The 21,850-nt window shown below is 37.2% G+C and carries 17 protein-coding genes; 2 read left to right on the top strand and 15 right to left on the bottom strand.

All coding sequences use genetic code 11. The features are described 5' to 3' along the window. Window positions 1-741 precede the first annotated feature (741 nt). The 11 genes from secA to ACTHOQ_RS13140 form a co-directional block, all read right to left on the bottom strand. Window positions 742-3,252 carry a preprotein translocase subunit SecA gene (secA, locus tag ACTHOQ_RS13190; RefSeq protein ID WP_440496613.1) on the bottom strand — a complete coding sequence of 837 codons (2,511 nt, stop codon included), beginning with the start codon at window positions 3,250-3,252 and terminating at the stop codon, window positions 742-744. 178 nt (window positions 3,253-3,430) lie between these two features. Beyond that, window positions 3,431-3,988: a ribosome hibernation-promoting factor, HPF/YfiA family gene (hpf, locus tag ACTHOQ_RS13185; protein ID WP_440496612.1), complete on the bottom strand. Its 558-nt coding sequence runs from the start codon at window positions 3,986-3,988 to the stop codon at window positions 3,431-3,433. Window positions 3,989-4,151: 163 nt separating this feature from the next. After that, a complete protein-coding gene (locus tag ACTHOQ_RS13180; protein ID WP_440496611.1) occupies window positions 4,152-4,529 on the bottom strand; it encodes a PilZ domain-containing protein in 378 nt (125 codons plus the stop codon). 522 nt (window positions 4,530-5,051) lie between these two features. Then, window positions 5,052-5,324: a competence protein ComK gene (locus tag ACTHOQ_RS13175; protein ID WP_440496610.1), complete on the bottom strand. Its 273-nt coding sequence runs from the start codon at window positions 5,322-5,324 to the stop codon at window positions 5,052-5,054. A 31-nt stretch (window positions 5,325-5,355) separates the two neighbouring features. Then, window positions 5,356-5,916 (bottom strand): competence protein ComK, encoded by a 561-nt coding sequence (locus ACTHOQ_RS13170; RefSeq protein WP_440496609.1) that lies wholly within the window; start codon window positions 5,914-5,916, stop codon window positions 5,356-5,358. An 876-nt stretch (window positions 5,917-6,792) separates the two neighbouring features. Beyond that, window positions 6,793-8,445 (bottom strand): phospho-sugar mutase, encoded by a 1,653-nt coding sequence (locus tag ACTHOQ_RS13165; RefSeq protein WP_440496608.1) that lies wholly within the window; start codon window positions 8,443-8,445, stop codon window positions 6,793-6,795. Window positions 8,446-8,599: 154 nt separating this feature from the next. Then, window positions 8,600-9,004, bottom strand: a complete 405-nt coding sequence (gene fliS, locus ACTHOQ_RS13160) for a flagellar export chaperone FliS (protein ID WP_440496607.1) — start codon at window positions 9,002-9,004, stop codon at window positions 8,600-8,602. A gap of 29 nt (window positions 9,005-9,033) precedes the next feature. Next, window positions 9,034-9,396, bottom strand: a complete 363-nt coding sequence (fliT, locus tag ACTHOQ_RS13155) for a flagellar protein FliT (RefSeq protein ID WP_440496606.1) — start codon at window positions 9,394-9,396, stop codon at window positions 9,034-9,036. Window positions 9,397-9,417: 21 nt separating this feature from the next. Beyond that, window positions 9,418-11,676 carry a flagellar filament capping protein FliD gene (gene fliD / locus ACTHOQ_RS13150; protein WP_440496605.1) on the bottom strand — a complete coding sequence of 753 codons (2,259 nt, stop codon included), beginning with the start codon at window positions 11,674-11,676 and terminating at the stop codon, window positions 9,418-9,420. Window positions 11,677-11,824: 148 nt separating this feature from the next. Then, on the bottom strand, window positions 11,825-12,223 hold the full coding sequence (locus ACTHOQ_RS13145) for a flagellar protein FlaG (RefSeq protein ID WP_440496604.1): 399 nt from the start codon (window positions 12,221-12,223) through the stop codon (window positions 11,825-11,827). A gap of 504 nt (window positions 12,224-12,727) precedes the next feature. Beyond that, window positions 12,728-13,747 (bottom strand): Rpn family recombination-promoting nuclease/putative transposase, encoded by a 1,020-nt coding sequence (locus ACTHOQ_RS13140; RefSeq protein WP_440496603.1) that lies wholly within the window; start codon window positions 13,745-13,747, stop codon window positions 12,728-12,730. 753 nt (window positions 13,748-14,500) lie between these two features. Between ACTHOQ_RS13140 and ACTHOQ_RS13135 the strand changes: the two genes are divergently transcribed. Beyond that, complete coding sequence (locus tag ACTHOQ_RS13135; protein ID WP_440496602.1) at window positions 14,501-15,313, top strand: pentapeptide repeat-containing protein; 813 nt, start codon at window positions 14,501-14,503, stop codon at window positions 15,311-15,313. Between the two features lie 413 nt (window positions 15,314-15,726). On the opposite strand, the gene ACTHOQ_RS13130 is transcribed toward ACTHOQ_RS13135, so the two are convergent. Next, complete coding sequence (locus ACTHOQ_RS13130; protein ID WP_502229920.1) at window positions 15,727-15,903, bottom strand: hypothetical protein; 177 nt, start codon at window positions 15,901-15,903, stop codon at window positions 15,727-15,729. A gap of 299 nt (window positions 15,904-16,202) precedes the next feature. Here ACTHOQ_RS13130 and ACTHOQ_RS13125 point away from each other — a divergent pair, with 299 nt between their 5' ends. After that, a complete protein-coding gene (locus ACTHOQ_RS13125) occupies window positions 16,203-18,035 on the top strand; it encodes a 2-aminoethylphosphonate aminotransferase (protein ID WP_440496601.1) in 1,833 nt (610 codons plus the stop codon). A 14-nt stretch (window positions 18,036-18,049) separates the two neighbouring features. Here ACTHOQ_RS13125 and aepY read toward each other — a convergent pair whose 3' ends face one another. Genes aepY through aepX form a run of 3 tightly spaced genes read right to left on the bottom strand, consistent with a single transcriptional unit; the run spans window position 18,050 to window position 21,482 of the window. After that, window positions 18,050-19,180 (bottom strand): phosphonopyruvate decarboxylase, encoded by a 1,131-nt coding sequence (gene aepY, locus ACTHOQ_RS13120; protein WP_440496600.1) that lies wholly within the window; start codon window positions 19,178-19,180, stop codon window positions 18,050-18,052. Window positions 19,181-19,191: 11 nt separating this feature from the next. Then, window positions 19,192-19,881: a methyltransferase gene (locus ACTHOQ_RS13115; protein ID WP_440496599.1), complete on the bottom strand. Its 690-nt coding sequence runs from the start codon at window positions 19,879-19,881 to the stop codon at window positions 19,192-19,194. A 14-nt stretch (window positions 19,882-19,895) separates the two neighbouring features. Next, window positions 19,896-21,482: a phosphoenolpyruvate mutase gene (gene aepX, locus ACTHOQ_RS13110; RefSeq protein ID WP_440496598.1), complete on the bottom strand. Its 1,587-nt coding sequence runs from the start codon at window positions 21,480-21,482 to the stop codon at window positions 19,896-19,898. Window positions 21,483-21,850: the final 368 nt, after the last annotated feature.

The following is a 21,850-nucleotide window of genomic DNA, read 5'->3' as shown; positions in this document are numbered from 1 at the left end:
GGAATTTCTCCCGTTATTTCGGCTAATTTCCCTTTCTTTTTCAAAATAGGCGGAGTTTTTCCGGTTATTTACGGAAATTCCCTCATTTCAGGTTAAATAAGGGGAAATTTTCCGCTTATTCATTGAAAAATCCCCTATTTTCCTGTTTTTCGGATCAATAGGCGGAATTTCTCCCGTTATTTCGGCTAATTTCCCTTTCTTTTTCAAAATAGGCGGAGTTTTTCCGGTTATTTACGGAAAGTCCCTCATTTCAGGTTAAATAAGGGGAGTTTTGAGACTGTCGATTAATTGGATTTTACATTGGTAGCCAAAAAAATTTGGGTAAACTAAAGCAACTAAAATCAAATTAACCACAAAAACAAGTGGAATATACAAGATAATTAACAATTAAAAGTGTTCACTTGCTGAATTTAAATTGATTAAAATTTCAAAACAGAGTTAATCGACACTCTCGTTTTTCCGGTTATTTGCAGAGCAGCCCTCATCACAGGTTAAATAAAGAGGAATTTCTCCGGTTATTTCTCCAAATGAGGACTTGCCGGATTCCCCAACCGGTAAGATTAGGCTCTGTTCCTTCAGTAAGTTTCAAACTTCCCTAAGACTTTGCATCGCTTCCAGCCACCTGCTGCAACCAACTATTACATTCCCGCCAAAATTCCTCTTCGCTTCTTCTTGAAATGATCCTTCCAAAAAACAAACCGGGTCATTGAGCATAGTTTCAATGACCTCGGTTTCACTGCTTTATTGTCCTACGCCATGGCAAGACTTGTATTTTTTGCCGCTTCCGCATGGACATGGGTCATTGCGTCCGATGTTTTCGGCTTTGCGCGCAGGCATTTTCTTCGGTTTTGCCGCACCTTCTTCTTTCGGGTTCACTGCTTGGCCTTTTGCGACTTCCTCACGTTGAAGATTGCTGCGGATTTCTGCTTTCATCGCATATTTCGCTACATCTTCACGAACCGCCGCAACCATATCCTCAAACATCGCGAAACCTTCCTGCTGGTATTCGCGCAATGGATCATTTTGGCCATATGCACGCAGATGGATTCCTTGACGCAATTGGTCCATCGCATCAATATGGTCAATCCATTTCGTATCGATCGTACGCAGTAAAATAACCTTTTCGAATTCGCGCATACGCTCCGGCGTCATCGCTTCTTCTTTTTCGTTGTAGCGTGCATCCACATTTTCCGAGATAAGGGCAATCATTTCTTCAGGTGATTTATCCTCAAGCTGCTCTTTTGCAATATCGCCTTCATCTAAAAGATTTGCCGCGATATAGTCTTCCAAAGCATCCAATGTCCAATTCTCTTTCTCGCCTTGTGTATGAAGAGCCACTGCATTTTCGATTGCCTGCGAAATCATCGACTCCACCAATGCACGCATATTGTCGGAATCCAGAACTTCTTCACGCTCTTTGTAAATGACTTCACGCTGCTGGCGCAGTACATCATCATATTGCAATAGACGTTTACGCGCATCGAAGTTATTGCCTTCAACACGTTTTTGCGCAGATTCCACCGCTTTTGAAACCATGCGTGATTGGATTGGCTGTGAATCATCCATCCCAAGCTTTGTCATCATGGACTTCATATTATCAGAACCGAAACGGCGCATTAAATCATCTTCCAATGAAAGATAAAATTGCGTTACCCCTGGATTCCCTTGACGACCAGAGCGACCACGAAGCTGATTGTCGATACGGCGCGATTCATGGCGCTCTGTACCGATTACCGCTAAACCGCCAATTTCAAGCACACCTTCACCAGGCTTAATATCTGTACCACGACCGGCCATATTTGTCGCAATCGTTACAGCGCCCTTTTGACCGGCATTTAAAATAATTTCCGCCTCGCGCTCATGGTTTTTCGCATTTAGCACATTATGCGGGATTTTGAATTTCGTTAAATATTTTGAAATAATCTCAGATGTTTCGATTGCTACCGTACCGACCAATACTGGCTGGCCTGCACGATGACGTTCGGCAATATCTTCAGCAACTGCTTTGAACTTCCCTTCCATCGATGCATAAATAAGGTCTGGGCGGTCATCACGCGCAATCGGCTTATTCGTAGGAATCGCCACAACCTGCATATTATAAATATTGCGGAATTCCTCTTCCTCGGTTTTCGCCGTCCCTGTCATACCAGACAATTTCTCATACATACGGAAATAGTTTTGGAATGTAACAGTCGCCATTGTCATCGATTCATTTTGGATATCCAAACCTTCTTTAGCTTCAATTGCTTGATGAAGACCATCTGAATAACGACGACCTTTCATTAAACGACCTGTAAAGCCATCAACGATTACAATTTCACCATCTTGCACAACATAGTCCACATCAAGATGCATCGATGCATGTGCCTTCAAGCTTTGGTTAATTGCATGGTTTAACCGTACATGCGCCAAATCGAATAAGTTGTCGATTCCAAATGCACGCTCAGCCTTTTCAATCCCTTGCTCTGTAAGCGTTACGCCTTTTGTCGACTCTTCATAGTTGTAATCTTCCTCTTGCTTTAACATACGGACAAAGGCATTTGATTGCACATATAGCTGTGCCGACTTTCCTGCTTGTCCTGAAATGATCAGCGGTGTACGCGCTTCATCGATCAAAATCGAGTCGACCTCATCGATTACCGCATAATATAACGGACGCTGTACACGGTCTTCTTTATAAAGCACCATATTGTCGCGCAAATAGTCAAAGCCCAGCTCATTGTTCGTCGAATATGTAATATCCGCATCATATGCTTCACGCTTTTGATCCTTTGAAAGACTGTTCAAGTTCAGGCCAACCGTTAAGCCTAGCCAATTATACAATTCGCCCATTTCTGTCGCGTCACGGCTCGCCAAATACTCGTTCACCGTCACGACATGAACGCCCTTGCCTGTAAGCGCATTTAAATAAACCGACATTGTGGATGTTAATGTTTTACCTTCACCGGTTTTCATCTCGGCGATATTTCCTTCGTTTAAAGCGGCCGCACCCATAATTTGGACACGGAATGGATACATGCCAAGTACACGGCGCGATGCTTCGCGGATTGTCGCAAATGCTTCAGGCAGTAAAGCATCCACAGTTTCGCCCTTTTGATAGCGGTCTTTGAATTCTTCCGTTTTCGCTTTTAATGCATCATCGGAAAGACTTTCATACTGCCCGGCCAATGCCTCCACCTTATCCGCAATCTTTTCTAAACGCTTTACTTCTTTTTTATTGAAATCAAATAATTTATTTAATATGTTTGCCATCGAATTGGTCACTTCCCAATAAATAGTCTCAAACTATATTTTACCACCTTATAGGGCAGTGGTGCAAATGGACTGCCGGCAATATGAGTTTTGAGTAAGTTGAAAATCTTCATAAACTCCCTGTCCCCACAAAAAAACGGACTGCCCGTTGCAGGCAATCCGATATGAATAAGGTGATTTAATTTGTTTCGATTAAGCCGTATTTTCCGTCTTTACGTTTATAAACGATGTTCGTACCGTCTGATTCGGCATCTGTATAAATGTAGAAATCATGGCCTAGCATGTTCATTTGTAAAATCGCTTCCTCTTGATCCATCGGCTTCAGGTCAAATTGCTTTGTACGGACAATTGAGTATTCCTCATCCGAAGATTCCCCATTTGCCTCCGCTTGTGTTGTTACATTGGCAAAATATATACCAGTGCCTTCTCGATCGCGGAATTTGCGATTTACTTTTGTTTTATGTTTACGGATTTGACGCTCCAGCTTGTCGACAATTAAGTCAACAGCAGCATACATGTCATTATGGCGCTCCTCTGCCCGCAGCGTCAAATTCTTCATCGGAATCGTTACTTCAACTTTTGTTTGTTTATCATTATAAACTTTTAAATTGACATTGGCGTTCGCGTCTACATTACCATTGAAATAACGTTCAACCTTTTCAATTTTTGTTTCCACATAATCACGAATCGCTGGAGTTACCTCAATATTCTCACCACGAATGTTAAAGTTTAGCATGTGAACTCCTCCTTCATTACGGCTATACTTAGTTAATTCTACATTCCGAAAAAAACTCCTGTTGCTTCTTGAAACTTTTTTCATTTTTCGACATTTTGTCCTATTTATCGATAGGAAAAAACATCGACTGGAAACTGCAAAAATATTATTTCAAGCAAAAGACTTATCGGCGGCCGACTTCTTTTTTCCGGCGTATTTTTAATTCGCTTACAATCAATTCTTCAATCGCCGGCTGGTCCTCAAAAATCAGACCGTATTGGAATTTCTCGCCGTATTTTTTCTTCCAGACGATTTCACCAATTGCTTTGATCAATACTTCATCCAAAATGAATTGTATTTCAAGCTGCACCAGATGATTAGTATTTTCACCAATTCCATGATAAGAAAACATTTTCATGCCGCGCGGGCTAATATCTATAATTTCACAAGGATGCTTCGTCGCTTCTAGGTCCTCCGGTTTACCATCGATCAATACTGTATATTTCGCTGCAACCGGCACACCAAAAGTAAAACGAAATCCTTCATTCCGTTTAAATTCCACCTTTGTTCCTCCTGACACAAATTATTTCTGCCACTTCTATACCCCATTATACATGCAATATACCATTAATTGTCTATGTGCTTAATTGCTATTTCAAGAAAAAAATATGCCTTCAAAACCATTACGAAATGACTACAAATTTTTACCAATCTGATAAAAGTATAGGTCGTGCGCACACTCTTGTGTAAAATTCCTTCACATACGGTCAATTTTTGCATAGGAGGGGCTTGGGCATGGGAGGAAGGGGATGTCTTCATTGATTTCGTCCCCAACTTCATGTACGAGGCGCTCTGTCGGCTTGCTTAAGAAAATATAATCCTCATTTAATCCTCACACCCACAATCAACAGAATACCGCGCTTCATAGTTTCACTTATACACAACTACATATACGTAATCAAAGTATAGAGAATAGTTTAAAATACAAAATGAAAAATTACATTCTCCGAAAATGGACAGTCCAAAGTTTTATTGTGATTATCCATAAAAAAACACTCACCAAATGATGAGTGAAAGGCTGCTGCTATTTCATATATTTCTTCGTAAATTCAAATTGCGCTTGAATTTGTTTTTCATTCACTTTAACTATGCTCCCCCACCTGCGCTTAATGGAGCAACCGAATGGAGGGCTGCTGTAAAAGCATTTACTTTCTTCTATTAAGGCGGATGGACATTCTCCCACAATTGTCATATGCTCTTCTTCGATAACTACTGTATAAACGCTTCCATTTTCTGCGACATAAGGAACGATGCATACCGTTTTATCATTGATTAAGTAAATGTTTAAAATTCGCATCCTATTCTCCTTTGAAAACGATTTTTATATTTCACCAATCTTTCATTTGTTTTATGGAATAATTTTCATTCATTTCTGCACACTTTAAAGCTACTTTTTCTTCTGCTCTCGAATAAAGCGTATAACTTACATACTGTCTGAACAGCGCCAATACAAAATACTTGCAGGCGTTGTTCCATCTTCGGTTAAATTGATTTAAACTAACGGAAACCGGGATTTTCTGCCCATTACGAAGCAGGACAATTGTTGAATTCGGCAATAACGGATTTTCTATTGCATCGATAACATGGTGCAGCGCAAAATGATAGCAGACAGGGTTTCGAGTTGATCCAGACGAAAACCAGACGTGAAAAAATGAATATCTCGGTATAATAATCGGAAGCATCGTAGTATTTTTCAGCAATGCTTTTGCAGCTTCCTTTGCCCCTTTTATACTGGACCCGTTTTCTTTTAATTCAATGTCCAGTATTTGAGTCGGCCTTAAATTTATTCTTTTTGTGCCTTTCGAAGTAATCACCGTCGTATATGGATTGTTCATAGCATCAAATTTTGATTCTAGCACACATGCATCCAGCAAATAATTTTTGTACATTTTCATACTCCTCTCAATTTTTAGTTATCATCTGAAATAAAAAGGAGTATACTAGATATAAGTCCGGTATACTCCGGTCCGACAAACTCCAAGTGTTATCTTTCCAGGACTTTCACTTGGGGTTTTCTATATTCATTTTTCACATCGCCATTCACCCCCTTTACGGAAGAACAAACATATGAAGATATTTCTTCGACTCCCGCAAAATACTGCACTATTTTTTCCATAGAAAATTTGCACACCAATAATACATAGCTGCGGCATAATATTTTATCCTATGCAATTATTAATGAGACACTAAAATAAGCGATATTAAACTTTTCATTTTTTCATTCTAGGGATGTATTTGTTCATGGGGTTCAATATTTCTAATTTCAACCATTTCCATAATTCTTCAACAGAATAAAATGTCAACGTTTGCTTTTCTCGAATATTGAATTAAATTTTCCTTTCCAAACTTGAAATTCAAGAAAGGCGAACATAAATTTATAGATGGCAGTGATCGTGGAATGGTTTTACTTACATTTCAGCCAAATCAAGCTGGACATTTCGTTTTCTTAACGGGCTTATTATAAATGTTCATGAATTTCAGATTGCCCTTTATTGGATAGTTGAAAGCTGACCGTTATATTCACAAAAAATATTGCATTGATATCAGTTTGCATATTTTTAGCAAAAAGGAATTATTACCATTATATACATAAGATGCCACCATCACAACATTATTTTGAACATTTTTAATATTTAAACTCCTATGACTCCTTTCTTTGAAAAATTGCATATTAAAGTAAGGAATGGGACACTATCGTATTCGCCAAGCTAACGGCATATTTACAAAGATATAAAGGAGCGCCCAACATGTACGCTCCCCTATGTTTAATATAAAGTTTTAATCGCTTCCTGCAATCGTTCAATCAAGACTTCACTTTGTTCAAGTGTCGGCTGTTTTCCCCCTATATAAAACTTGCATTTCGGCTCTGTTCCTGAGGGGCGGATGCACATCCATGCGTCCTTTTCCAATATGAATTTCACAACATCGGCTTCCGGCAATCCATTTACCCCGCCCTGTGCATAGTCCTCCACTTTCAGCACGTTTAAACCGGCGATTGCAGCTGGAGGGTTATTCCGAACATTTTCCATGATCGAGGCTATTTTCTTCTGTCCTTCGATTCCATCAAATGTCAACGAAACGAGTGTCTCCTGATAAAAACCAAACTGTTCATAAAGCTCGTGCAGCACATCGCTCAATGTTTTTCGCTGCGCTTTGTAGTAGGCAGCCATCTCAGCAGTCAATAATGCCATTTGCACCGCGTCTTTATCGCGCACGAAGTCACCCGCCAAATAGCCGTAGCTTTCCTCATAGCCAAAAAGGAAAGTATGCTCTTTTGAAAGCTCCCACTCCGCTATTTTCTCGGCGATATATTTGAAGCCGGTCAGCGTATTGATCGTCGTCACGCCGTATTGATCGGCAATGGCTGCACCAAATTCGGATGTCACGATTGTTTTGATCATAGCGGCATTTTCAGGAACGGGCTTTGATTGGAGAAGATAATGGAAGACCATCGCCCCGAGCTGATTGCCCGTCAATAATCTATATTCCCCGTCATCCAATACAGCTACACCGAGCCGATCAGCATCCGGATCGGTCGCGAGCAAAATTTCCGCGCCGACTTTCTGCCCAAGCTGCATCGCAAGCGAAAATGCGTCCGGCTCTTCCGGATTCGGGTAAGCGACCGTCGGAAAATCCCCATCTTGAATCGCCTGCTGTTCGACAATATGCACATTGTTAAATCCAAAGTCGCCCAAACCGCGCACAGTCGGCTCCAAACCAGAACCGTGCAGAGGTGTGTACACAATCGCGAGCTCTTTATTTACCGGTTCGGCGGATTGCAATGTCCGAAGCACCTGTGCATAGGCATCATCGAGCTTTTCCAATATTTCCGTGCAGAAGCCAGAACTTAAAAGCTCATCTTTCGACAATGCCGGAACATCAAAAATCGACTCGACCGCATTCATATATGAAACAATCTCATCCGCAAATTGCGGCGTCAACTGCGCCCCGTCCTCCCCATAAACTTTGAAGCCGTTGTACTGTTTCGGATTATGGCTCGCCGTAATGACAACACCCGCATATGCCGCCAAATAGCGCACTGCAAAACTAAGCTCGGGTGTTGGACGGCTTTTTGTGAATACATAGCTTTGGATGCCGTGCGCCGCCAGTACCCCTGCCGTTTCATAAGCAAATTGCCGCGAAAAATGGCGCGTATCATAGGCAATGACGACACCGCGCACCTTCACAATCTCCCCTTGTGCCGCAATTTGACGTGCAAGCCCTTCAGCAGCAAGACGGATCGTGTGCGTGTTCATGCGATTCGTGCCCGCCCCCAGTTTCCCGCGCATGCCCCCGGTGCCGAATGCGACATATTGGTGGAAGCGATCTTGAATGTCGGCTTCATCCACGAGGGAAGACAGCTCTTCTCTATATAATGATTGTTCAGTCCATTGCTGGAATTGTAATTGAGTATTCATCGACAAGCTCCTATCTAGTAATTCCTCTATTATATGCAAAAACCGCTATTAAAAGAATCAAGTCTTTTAATAGCGGTTTTGTTTGTGGTGGAAATTCAGCAGCTTTCAAAGGCTAACAAATTTATACCCTGCTTAAATGAAGTTGCGTTCGCGATCACACTTGTCCAGAATTGCCATATTGCTGCTGGCGCGTAATTTTGATGACTTCTTTCCATGTATCGCGGAATTCCGTTACCAACCCTTCGACTTCCTCGATGATTGCCGGGTCGTTTTTAATATTAGCTTCCGTCAGGCGACGAGACATATATTCATATAATGGCAACATTTGTTTTGAAATTTCGATATTCATATTAAGTGTTGACATCAATTCCGCAATAATCGCTTGGGAACGCTGAATAAAATGATTTCGGTCTTCAATATTCTTTTCATTGATTGCCTGTTTCGCCTTGTTTAAAAACTTCAAGCAACCGTTATATAACATTAGCGTTAGTTCACCTGGGGAAGCAGTTGTCACGCTGTTTTGTTTATAGGCATTGAAAGCATTTGTTTGTGCTGTCAACAAAAACACTCCTTTTGAAGCTAGTTGTCTTAATTCTTTTTGTCATAGTAGCGACCATCCATAACTTGAACACTCGCATACGGATTTATATATTGCCGCTCATGCTTTTTGGCGTTTTGTAGGTCTTTTAAGTCATCTTGGATTACTTTCATCACATTATTCAAACGCTCGCGGATACCTTTATCCAGCTCGGCCAGCATAATATGCGACTTATTACTTTTCAGATCCAGTACAAATTGCTCATGTTGCATTTGCTCCATAAGTATACCACGTTCGTCTAATAAACTGTTAATTTTAGCAATATATTCATCGCGTTTTTCTTCTTCAGGCATATTTGTCAAATGTTGAAACAACTTTGCCGAGATTTGTAAAAGCTTTTGTGTATTATCCATTTTTAGGCCACCCGAAAAATATTATCCTTGCATGAACATTGAAGATTGCTGGTTCGCTTTGTTAATCGCCGTCTCCATTGCCGTGAATTGCTTCCAGTAGCGGGCTTCGATATTTTTTAACTTAGCTTGCCATGTATCAATGCGCTTTTCATTGTCTATTAGACTTTTACCAATTGAATATTGGGCGTCCGTCATCGTAGAACGGCCTGCTTTTTTCTCGATGTTAACTTCCATTGCTTTCATCGAATCACGCAGCTGGTAAAGGTAGCCGCGTGTATCCACTGTTTTCGTTTTTGTAACACCATTTTCTACATAAGTTACGACATCATCTTTTTTGCCTTCGCTATTTTTGAATAATCGCTCTACTGCATCTGGATCTTCCTCAATCGCTTTTCTTAATTTATCCTCATCAATTTCAAGCGTTCCGCCGTCATTATAGCTTTTCGATGTCGTAATGCCAATATTAAATAGAGTATTGTATTTAGAACCTTCCAATCCAGGATTCGATTGATAAATAAGTGAGCGCATATTTGCTAAACCATCACGAATTAAGGAATCATTTCGAAGCAAGCCGCTTTTCGCCTTTTCTTCCCATAGCTTAATTTCGTTTTCTTCCATATCCTTTTTCTGCTCAGCTGTTAACGGGGCATAATCCCGGTATTTCGCCTCTTTTGTTTGGTCATTTAAATCTTTGATCAGACCGTTGTACGTTGTGACGAATTCTTTAATTTTATTCATCATTTCGTCTACGTTTGTAGTGGATGATAAATTTACAGAACTCGCTACATTATTTTGTGTAGGTGCATTCGCAGAGTTTGCAACGGATGCTTCTGCAGTTTGAAGTGCTGTATATTTTTCATTCAAACCATTCAAATCATTTGTCGTATTTTTTAATTCTTGTTTTGCACTAGTCAATTGAGCATTTTTATCGTATACATTTTTAACGGCAGACAGCTCAGTTGCAGATAAATTAGATAAAATCGTCTTCTCGTCGTCCGATAAATTCGTTGAATCCAAATTATCGCCATACGCCATTGTACTCAAAACTGCCTTTGCATCTGCAGAAAGTGAATTAAAAGCCTTTCCAGCAGTTTTTGTTAAACTTTTTTTATCTTGATCAGTCAAGCTATCATAAGCATTCTTTTGGTCTTCCGTTAAGTTTAACGCAGTAATCTCACTTTCTGATAAAGCTTTCGATTGAAATTTTGTTTTTTGTTCTTCCGTTAGCATATTTAAGAAGTTCTGTGCATCTTGTGTACCAAAAGATACATTGCCAGCTGTTTTTAAATCTGCTTCTGCATCCTTTACATCATCTTTTTGACCATCAATTTTCGTGTTTAACGCTGTTGCAAGACTTGTATATTTGTCTTCATTTGAAGTAATTCCATCCAAATTAACATTATAGGCAGTTTTTAAAGCATCAAAAGTAATATCTAATTGGGATTTTGCTGTTTCTAATACTTTTATAGCACTAGTTCCAAATTTATTATGTGTATCCGTTTCGTTAAATGTAGAAGTAAGCGTTACATTATAACCATTCAAAGAAAAAGCATTCGATGAACGCTCCGTTGCAATACCATTCACAACAAATCGAGCATTTTGTCCTTCTTTAATACCTGAAACATCCTGTGGGTTCATTGAAATACCTAACTTCCCAAACACTTCCGAAGCCTTCGCATCCATGCTGATTGCTGATTCTCCAGTGGCTACTCGCCCAGTATTTTTAGCAGTAATCGATAGCTGTCCATTTTCAAATACGGCACTTACGCCCGCGCTGCTCGAATTAACTTTTTTAATAAATTGGTCAATTGTTGTATTTTCATCAATGTTAATGGAAACAGCCTCTCCCAATTTCCCTTGGGCATTAATAGAGCCTAATTTTAGCTCCGTCGGCATATTCCCGGTAAATAATGAACTAAGCTTCGTCGTACTTGTAACAGGCTGTTGCGTTCCTACAGCCTTTGCTGCAGTTGCTAGCTGTGAGACCCCTTCAATCGACAACGTCCCAGAAGCCGAACCTGTTGCAGTTGCACTTACAAGACTAGAGTTAGAACTCGTAGCCGCTTTTGAGTTTAATGTTTTTAAAACTAAATTATCCGCAATATACTTATCAAATGTTTTTAACTTCGTATTCACTGAACGATAAGCATCACGCTGCCATTCATACGTTGTTTTCTTTTGCTGCAATTTATTTAACGGTGCTCGTTCAGCATTCATTAATTTTTCTACTAATGCATCAATGTCCATACCTGATGCCAAACCGCCAATTCGCATTACCATATTCTATTTCCTCCTCATATTCCAAAAATCTATTATTACTCTTAATATCGACATCAAATATTATAATTTCATATAAAATCCTTATTTTTAAATAATCATAAATAAACGGAGCCTATCATTGGATGGATAGACTCCGTACTTCAACTAGCTATATTTTTTCGTCGACAATCATTCCAACCATCTTCTGCATTTCATAAAAAGCATCCAATAGTTTTTTTGGAGGGATTTCTTTTACCACTTCGTCTGTGTCTCGATTTACTACAGATACATAGTAACGATCTAATCCCTCATGATAAACAAATTTGGATGCGTTGTGGTTGGCTTCTAAAATTTCATTCATCGTATGAACGGCTTCTTGCACTTTTTGTTTTGTTTCCTCACTATTATCTAGAGGTGCAGCGATACTTTTTTCAACTGATGCAGAATTTTGTGCTGTTGTATAAGACGCTTCGCTTCCCTGCTTCGCCAATTTATCAACATTTTGAGTAATTGTTTTTGTTTTTGCCGTTGTCGCTACATCTACATTTGCATTTACTGAAATACGCATGTTTCCCATCCTCCTTGAATTTACAAGCGTTATTACAGTAAATATCGGATAATATAAGGAGAATTTGAGTTATTCTAGAAAATAAGGGGAATTGACTTTTCTCCTTCGTTTGAATGGAAATACTAAATTCCATTTCTAATCTTCAGTTCGGGTTGTATAATCTTCAATTTGCCTCATGCTATGACCACTATCTTTTAATGCCAGCTGATCATAAAGCGGGGCCGGGCGTGTACTTTATTGCCATTGCTCATCCAATACCGGCAAAGCTTTACGAGCAATAGCCTTACTATAGGCGCCTTTTTATATTGAGCGAAGTGCAGTACGAATCGTTAATTTTCCATGTTGAATGTTATGAGTAATCCGAAACATGGCATCTCATGCAAAAAGCCCCTCCTTGTCAGCAGCATGAGGGGCTGGATTGAAGTCATTATACAGTTTTTATCAATCATTTCTTGAAATACCCGAACCTATGCTTTACTTAGAGTTGGGGATTCCTGCCGATCACTAACCATTTATTTCTGATTTCAATTTATGAATCTCTTCAGTTGTTAACTGTGTTGATTGTCGAATTACTTCATCCGGGATATTTTGCGCAATTAACACTTTTGCCGATTCAATAGCTTGCGCCTTTTTCCCTTGCTCTAATCCTTGCTCTAATCCTTGCTCCAGTCCTTGTTTAATCCCTTGCCTAATTCCTTCTTTCCGCCCCTTTTCAATCCCTTTATATTCCGCGTAGTCCAACTTTGCTTCCTCATCAATAATCGTTTTCAGGTGTGATTGATAGGCGATGATTGTATCCGGTGTTTGACTTAAGTTCTCCCAGGCGGTAAAGGCTTCAATTAGTCGCTCATCTTTCATTGCCAATTCCTCCAGTTCCTTATAAATGTCATCGTACACTTTCTGTTTTCTCGCATCGATCATTCCGAGCAGCAGCAGCAGCAGCCAGCGAACTAAAATATCATCGAATGGATTCAGCCCGTCCGCATACCATGCCTTAATAAATTTCGTCATTTCAATGAAGTGAATTTCTAAAATATCATCTTTTTCAGCAAGTCGCTGTAAGGTTTGGTCTTCATAAATATGATATGTGCTATGATAATGCTCAGATGCGGTGAATAATGTAAAATCGCAAATATTAATAGTAATGGTCGGCAATAATGTATGGTAGCCCTTGCCCTTTTCGAGCTGACTTGTAAATAGCTGAGACCAATAATAAACTGTGCGCTTCATCATATCGTTTTGGTTTGACAGCTGCATTTCCACATTGATGAGTTCATTGTTTTGCGTGCGGACGACGATATCTAAACGTGATTGCTTATCATCTAAATATTGGCCGCCCAGTTCTTGGTTGGCAAACATTACTTCTTTAATCGTATCACGACCAGTACGTGCTAATATGGCGTTTAAAAAGACGATCGTAATGTTCTTGTTTTGTTCACTGCCGAATAGTTGTTTGAAAGCAAAATCCACTTTTAGATCTAAAAACTTATGCAATGGGATACGTTTCAATGCTTTACGATTCATTCGAACTCACCTCGAATTTATTTCTTTCATTATAGTATGGCGCAAAAATTTCAGACAGTTTGAGCCAGTAAAGGGATTTTGCAAAAGCAAAGAAGCACTTTGCAAGTTCTGCAGGTTCTAGCGTGGCAGGCTAGGGAAACTATGAAACGAATAACGAATCGGGTTAGGGTGAGAACCGTCATAAAAACGCCTATTGCGGCTTGCAACAGTAAGGTGAAGATGGCTAAAATTGTACATTTTGAATCATCTAAATTCATCGAATAGGTTACCATATACGTAAAGCTTTTTTAAACGGTTTAAAGGACGGTAGAATTGGTAATAAATTGCGGCGCAATAAATTATGGATGAGTGCGATAGTCATTCACCGATAGCTATTTTACGAGCAATTGGCAAAATTGTACGGGTGCACTAAAATAATTTTCAGTTGAAGTATCAAAATTATGTGCACCCGGTGCAAAGTTTTACATTGGGTTAACGGAGACCGTCCATCAAGTAATAACCGCTTACCTAAACTCTTCTTTACCAAATGATTGAAGTATACTACAATTGAATTGCCCTACCTCAACTAGTGTGTACAATTATATTCTTAGTCTACGGACGGATACGAGGGCTAAAAGAGAATATAGGAAAGGTGGTAGTTGCTATGGGAGATATTAGCAATATTCTAACTTGTTTATCTTTTGGAGTTTTCTTAATCATCCAATTTTTACAGGTCGATGTAGTAACTGCTTACCTGGTTGCGGTGTTCATGATATGAATTATAAGACCTATAAAGAACTGAAAAAAAAATATTCGAACAAAGTTTTCAGTTATAAAAATAAAATCCATGAATCTAAAAATTTTAGCCGAAAAGATTTTTCTAAAACTTGGAATAATAATGTTTTATTTTCTAATACCATTTTTGAGCAAACAAATTTAGATGATTCTAGATTCGAAAATTGCAGTTTTATTAATTGTTCTTTTAAAAACTGCTTCCTAAGTAAAAGTCATTTTATAAGCGTTAAATTTAAAAGCTGCACTTTTAAAAATGTTTCTTTTAATTTTTGTAATATTACCAGTTGTTCTTTTACAGAAAATGAAGAATTTAATGTATATTTTTATCCAAACAGTCGAAATCCAATTAAAGATTTGACACCTTCTAATACTATCAGCGCAAATGATTATTCAGATGAATTAAAATGCGCATTAAATTTGGCACTAAAAAATAAATATATTAAATATTCAAACACTCTGTTTTTAAAGAAAAGTCAACACCTGAGTAAAATGCAAAAACGTGAAATGAAAAGAGTAACGCCGAAAGAAGCAAAGAAACTAGGTCTTGGAAAAAAGGAGAGATTGAAAGAAAATGCTAGAAGAAAAGAAATGAAAAATAAATGGTTATTGCAAACCCATAAGAATGCTATAGATGGAAAAAATAGAAGGCTTTCTAAAAGTACATTAAACACCCTATTATGGCATTTTAATAATCCACAAAATGTAGCACAGCGCCTTGAGTATGCATCACATACAATTAAAAGTCGTTTTAAGAATATAAGTTACTTGGTTAAAATTATGGAGGAGTTTTAGGTTATGTGAAGATAAGTTTTTTTCCTTTTAACGGAATCAGATCGCCTTCCTCTGTTTGAATGCATTGTTCATTCAAAAGTCGTGAGAAAAGCTGGAATTCCTCCATTTCCTGACATTCTTTTAAATGGGAGGCAAAGTAGTAGAGCCCACCTGCATTTTGGAACTGTTTCTCAAGCTTCGAACCTGCTTCGCTATTTTTGGTATAGTACAGGGTTTGGTTTTCATGACCTTCTTTTAGGTAGTTTAAAAAGTTCTCTGGAATGGGCGTTAGCTCTTGTTTAGCTAGGGCTCGAACGAATCGAATCGTTGAACCACTCCAAAGACAAATTCTAATCGCGTTATTTTTTTACAAGAGTCGTTTAACATGAATGAATCCATACGCGCCATACTTTATCTAATTGAATCCTGTCAGCCTATCGTGCAGACAGGTTATGCCTCTCTTCTTTCAGTACATCCTGAACTGTTGCGACCTCATGTTTGACGATACGTTGACGGAAATTCATCAACGTGTTGATCCAGATGCGTTCCTTGTCGAAGTCTCCAATGCCTAAAACATATTGGAAACGGTAATTAAAATAGAAAGAAGCCAATAATTCTTCATCTGTTAATCCTGCAATTCCTCGAGAATAAGCAGGCTGACAAGGATATTGACTGGTTTGTTGGGACGGCTGTATGTATCGCTGTAAAGCATGGGGAATCGATTTTCATTTACTTGAAGGAAGATGGTTTGATAGAAATCTCCCGCCCAGCTTTTTTCATCTTTTCTACAATTTTGGGTGAGAATCAGAAAATAAAGATATTTGTATGTTTGTATCGGATAATACTTTATTGGCACTCAAAGTGGCATAAACCATTGATATATTAACATTTATAGAGGGAGTGAATCAATGTGATAAAAACAGCCGTTATATTAGCAGCAGGCTTAGGTAGTCGCCTACGCCCATATACCGATAACCACCCTAAAGGTTTTGTGAAAATTTATAACGAAGTGCCCTCGCTCATCGAACTTTCGATTCAAGCGCTTCAACAAAATGGTATCACTAATATTATAATTGGTACAGGCTATCGTAGTAACTTTTACGAAGATTTAGCAGACAAACTTTCAGGTGTTACATGTGTATATTCACCTAATTATAAAACTACAGGTAGTTTTGCGACACTGATGCAAGTTCAACCACATATTAAAGATCAAGATATACTATTGTTAGAGTCTGATTTACTTTATGATTACAATGGCATTCGTGAATTAATTTGGCATAAAGAACCTAATATTATTTTGGCAAGTGACCCTACGCATTCTAATGATGAAGTATATATCGAAGTTAGTAGTAGTAATCGCCTTATGAAACTTTCAAAAGATATCACAGAAGTAACGAAGTCATATGGCGAACTTGTAGGCATTACTAAATTGTCTAGTAAATTACTAGAGGATATGTATAATATTTATACGAATGATATTGTATGTCAACAGTGGGATTATGAAGATGCTTTAGTTGCATTAAAAGATAAAAATATCTATATTCATAAAATCCCTAATTATACATGGTGCGAAATTGATAATGAGGAACATCTGATGTTTGCACGTCAAACAATCTTCCCACGCTTACAATTACTAAACCAATTACTAAAACGAGAAATTTTATTAAATCCGGGACCAGCAACAACAACATTATCTGTTAAATATGCACAAATTCAACCTGATATTTGCCCACGAGAAGAAGCTTTTGGTGATGTTATGCAATTCGTTGCAGATGAGTTAACTACAATTGTAGCAAATAATGAAGATTATGCTACAGTACTCTTACCTGGCTCTGGGACAGCTGCAGTTGAATCAATATTAACATCCGTACTAAATATAAATGACCATCTACTAATAGTCCATAATGGTGCGTATGGAAAACGTATGCAGGAAATATGCGACACATACGAAATCAATTATACAATGTTCAATTCATCCTATACGGAAGCATTAGATTATGCTGACCTAAGGAACTTTATGGAAAACAATAAGCACATTACACATCTTGCTATCGTTCAGAATGAAACAACAACTGGTTTATTAAATGATTTAAATATTGTAGGAGAAATATGTAACCAATATGACATAACATTTATCGTTGATGCGATGAGCTCTTACGCTGCTTTACCAATCGACATGCCTAACCAAAATATTCATTTTCTAGCCGCTAGCTCGAATAAAAATATACAGGGTATGGCTGGCATTAGCTTTGTTATTGCAAATACAAAAAAACTCCTTAAGTGTAGAGATCATAAACGTAAATCCTATTATTTAGATTTATATGCTCAATATGATTACTTTACTAAAACAGGACAAAGTCGCTTTACGCCGCCCGTACAGACATTTTATGCATTAAAGCAAGCTATTGTTGATGCTAAAATTGAAGGTATTAACAATCGTTATAAACGATATAGCGAATCATGGATAGTTCTTATTGAAGGTTTAAAAGATTTGAACTTGCAATGGGTTATTCCGTTAGAACATCAATCTAAAATTATTACCGCGATCTACGAACCACATTTCAAAGACTATGACTTTACAACAATGCATGATGAGCTATTTGCTAAAGGCTTTACTATTTATCCAGGCAAAGTAGGCAACCTTAATACTTTCCGCATTGCAAATATTGGAGATATAAATAAAAACGATATGCAAAACTTTATTATTGCTTTAAAAGAATATTTCAAAAAAATAAGTGAATAACTCGCAACTGCGAGTTATTCACTTTTTACCAACTGCATAAAACGTTCCTTAACTTGAACAGGTGTTACATTCGGACGACCTAAGTTTTCTTTTACACCTAACACCGTCTTACAATAAGCAAATGTTAAGCCTCCTATACTATCCCAACATCTTAATGAATGCGCTAAGTTTTGTTGATCTACCAGTTTAACAATATTTGTATAGTCAGTTGCTTTTGCTATTTCTACAAAATCAACTTGTGGTGAAACAGTAAATTGCCCTCCTGTTGATTCATGTGCAGCATTATCTAATAATAAATGGTATAAATTATCAGGAGCATAATGACCTAATGTCGCCATTGTTCCTAGTCTCATTAACAGTGCACCATCACCGTCAATAGCAATAACTTTTTTAGTTGGCTGTGCAATAGCCAAACCAAGGGCCATTGAACTCACACATCCCATTGAGCCCACCATATATAACTGATTAGCTGTATCACCTAACTCATACAGCTCTCGACCTGTTAAACCTGTAGTCGCGAGAACAAGGGCTCCTTTATCAGTATATGACTTTAATTCATTCAACATCGTTAAACGTGTTGGTTGTTTATCGCCCTCATAATAATGTATCTGAGTGTTTTTTTCAGTGGGCTCTGCTAATTGTTTCAACTTCACTTTACCGAAAGTCTCCTTACGAACAATGAAGAAATAAGATTGTCCCTGTTCAATAAAAGTATCAGCTATTTTAAGTTGTTCTAATGCTTTAGACAAATCAGTAGATAAAACCGTATGAGGTATTTGCATAGTAGTTAATAGCTCGCTTGTAATTGTTCCCATTAATTCGTGTTGTGGCTCGTCATTTAAACCTTTTTCACCACGTAAACTTACAAATCCTAATATAGGAATTTCAAATGTATACGTCAAAGAGGTCAATGGTGAAACTGCATTCGCTAAACCTGAATTTTGACATAAAAAAACAGATTTACGACCACCTAGATAAGCACCTGAGCAGATTGCAACTGCATCTCCTTCATTAGCTGCCATTACAAAATCTTGCTCATTAATTGCATAATTAATAAGATCCTTTAAAAAAGAACATGGTACACCACTATAAAAATTATAATTTAATTCATTTAATGCCTCACCAAAACCTTGTGCTTCTATCATAAAATCTCACCTCATTTATACATATAACAATTAAATACAAATTTATTATTCCAGTACCCTTTCATTGTAGATTCTGCAAATTCAATCTTCATATTGTTCTTTAATGCAAATTCCTCAAAAAATTTTTTACTGTAAAATAATTTATTTAACCCTTTATATAATTCATCATAGTTTTTAATAATTGAACGTCTATAGTTAAGATAGTCTTCTTCATAATCAATATTATGGATATCAATGATAACTATTGCCTTAATAGTCTTTTCGTAAATTTTATTCAAAACATCTTCAGCATACTTTAAATCTGGAAAATAAGAAAATACACTATTAGAATAAAGAATATCGTACTTTAATGAGGAATCTAAATCCTTTGCTTCTCCTAATTGCATTTCTTGTAGATTAACTACTTGATTTGCTGTTTCAATTAGACTTTGCGAATAGTCTAATCCACCTAATGTAAGATTTTTATCAAATAATAATAAGTTAGCCCCGCTTCCACAACCTACTTCGAAAACACTACTAAACTTTAAATATTTCAGTTTACTTAAAACTTGATTATGCTGTTGTAGAAAACTTCTATAATTAAGAGCACCATCTACAATATCGAATCCGTTAATCTCTTTTAGTTTTAAAAACAGATTCTCTCCTGAAAACTTATCTACTTCAATTTTTTCCTTAGTTGACCAAATTCGATCCCATCCCATTAAACTCACCTAGCCTATTTATATTTCTGTAAATCTTCAATCTCATCAATATCAATCCAAGCACCATTAATATATTTTATTGATATATTATTCACACTTGCGTAAGAAGTTAAAAATTCATTTAACGTCCAATAATTCTTTTTTATCTTTTCTTTAACTAGTAAGTAATGCTCTTTTAACTTTTTCGCTCCTTGCTGATTAACTTTTAAAAGCCCTATAAATTCACCATGGGGGCTGGTACAATGTGTATCAATACTAATTAAGTTTACCTTTTGATTAAATGTTTTTCTATTATATGGTGCAGAAGCAATTACAAAGTCTTGTTTTTGTTTCATATTTCTTTCAAAAGAAGCGTCTACAATAATAGATATTTCATCATCTGTACTTAACAATTCATTCCAAATATACGATTTAACTAAAATATCTCCATATGCAATAATGGTTGTACCTTTAATTTCATCCACAGCTAATAATAACGAATCCAAATCTGTTGTTGTAGCATATTCATCATTATCAATAGTTTTTACGTTAGGTAAATTTATAGCTTCTTTTTTGTAACCACGCACGACGGTAATATCTTTTACACCTATTTCATTCAGTTGATTAACTAGTGTATGTAAAATCGGGGTTCCATTAACTTTTAACATTGTTTTAGGAATATCTTTCGTTAAATCCCCTAACTGCGAACCACGTGATGCTGCTAAAATAATTACATTCATATCTTGACCATAAGTTGGTAAGTATTTCTTTTCTGCTTCTTTTAATTCATCCGCACCTTGCAATTCAAAAATATGGCTAACCGAGGAGACTGTACCTTCAACATTCACTAGGCTTTGATCTTCAAAAATTTGTTTTGTTGTTTCTTCCATTGCGGTAACAGCAGCGCGAACATTATGATTAGCCCAAATAGCCATATTAACGCCCCACTCTTCAAAATGTTCAGTTGGTGTAGAATAATATTTAGTTGGTACAATGATGACAGGATGACGGTTACCCCAAACTTCCATAAATGTTTTAATTTCAGTAGCGTTACTTTTTTTACTATGAACCAAAATGGCATCAGCACCAGCTAAGCGATATGCTTCTGCTCGTTTCAACGCTTCTTCTAATCCCCAACCTGCGATAAATGCTTCAATACGTGCAACTACTACAAAATCTGGATCTGTTTGTGCATCTTTAGCCGCTTTAATTTTGCCGCAAAATTCGTCAATGCCAGCAAGAGGCTGTGCTTCTCCATTAATAAATGAATTTGTTTTAGGAAATAATTTATCTTCTATACATACGCCAGCAATGCCACGTTGCTCTAATTTACGAACTAAGCGACGCATATTATTAAAATTACCATAGCCTGTATCACCATCAAGTAGAATTGGAATATTAACTGCATCACTCATAAATTCAATCACTTCTAATACTTGCGTCCAAGAAGCTTCATTATTATCACGTACACCTAGTGCTGCCGAAATAGATAAACCGCTTGCCCAAATACCTTTAAAACCAACATTTTCAACAATTTTTGCTGAAAGACCATTATGTGCTTCCATTATAAAATCTAAATTCTTACTATTTATTAGGTTTTTTAATTGTGTTGTCTTCTTCATTTGAATGACTCCCTCTATAAGTATTTATACTTAAAAGATTTTTACCCGTGTTTGAATAACTGATTTTTTTATACTTATCTCCCGCAACCTTTTCAAATTTTCATTTATGTATTCATAAATATTTCCTATAAAAATACATATACAAATTACTTTTCTTTAAGGTCTACTTCTAAAAACCGAAAAATTCAGGTTTTCAATAGTGTACGATTTTAATGTAATGGTTATAATTATATACATCCTATCTTACTTAATTATTGGGGGCATATAACCTTTTCATTTTCTCATATTATTTCCATTAATCAACAAAATAATTTATTCTAAATTCATCCCAAAAATAAAAATTTATTATTAATTTTGACTAACCAATT

The organism is Solibacillus silvestris (assembly GCF_051967575.1).
Lineage (GTDB): Bacteria > Bacillota > Bacilli > Bacillales_A > Planococcaceae > Solibacillus > Solibacillus silvestris_B.
The sequence above is the reverse complement of the archived record's forward strand: the minus strand, read 5'-3'. Positions and strand labels throughout refer to the sequence as shown.

Excerpts from the sequence above, each read along its gene's own strand:
- aepY (WP_440496600.1), bottom strand. The coding sequence starts at position 19,180 with ATGATAGAAGCACAAGGTTTTGGTGAGGCATTAAATGAATTAAATTAT.
- ACTHOQ_RS13115 (WP_440496599.1), bottom strand. The coding sequence starts at position 19,881 with ATGGGATGGGATCGAATTTGGTCAACTAAGGAAAAAATTGAAGTAGAT.
- aepX (WP_440496598.1), bottom strand. The coding sequence starts at position 21,482 with ATGAAGAAGACAACACAATTAAAAAACCTAATAAATAGTAAGAATTTA.
- hpf (WP_440496612.1), bottom strand. The coding sequence starts at position 3,988 with ATGCTAAACTTTAACATTCGTGGTGAGAATATTGAGGTAACTCCAGCG.
- fliT (WP_440496606.1), bottom strand. The coding sequence starts at position 9,396 with ATGGATAATACACAAAAGCTTTTACAAATCTCGGCAAAGTTGTTTCAA.
- ACTHOQ_RS13175 (WP_440496610.1), bottom strand. The coding sequence starts at position 5,324 with ATGCGAATTTTAAACATTTACTTAATCAATGATAAAACGGTATGCATC.
- fliD (WP_440496605.1), bottom strand. The coding sequence starts at position 11,676 with ATGGTAATGCGAATTGGCGGTTTGGCATCAGGTATGGACATTGATGCA.
- ACTHOQ_RS13140 (WP_440496603.1), bottom strand. The coding sequence starts at position 13,747 with ATGAATCGTAAAGCATTGAAACGTATCCCATTGCATAAGTTTTTAGAT.
- ACTHOQ_RS13135 (WP_440496602.1), top strand. The coding sequence starts at position 14,501 with ATGAATTATAAGACCTATAAAGAACTGAAAAAAAAATATTCGAACAAA.
- ACTHOQ_RS13170 (WP_440496609.1), bottom strand. The coding sequence starts at position 5,916 with ATGTACAAAAATTATTTGCTGGATGCATGTGTGCTAGAATCAAAATTT.
- ACTHOQ_RS13145 (WP_440496604.1), bottom strand. The coding sequence starts at position 12,223 with ATGCGTATTTCAGTAAATGCAAATGTAGATGTAGCGACAACGGCAAAA.
- secA (WP_440496613.1), bottom strand. The coding sequence starts at position 3,252 with ATGGCAAACATATTAAATAAATTATTTGATTTCAATAAAAAAGAAGTA.
- ACTHOQ_RS13165 (WP_440496608.1), bottom strand. The coding sequence starts at position 8,445 with ATGAATACTCAATTACAATTCCAGCAATGGACTGAACAATCATTATAT.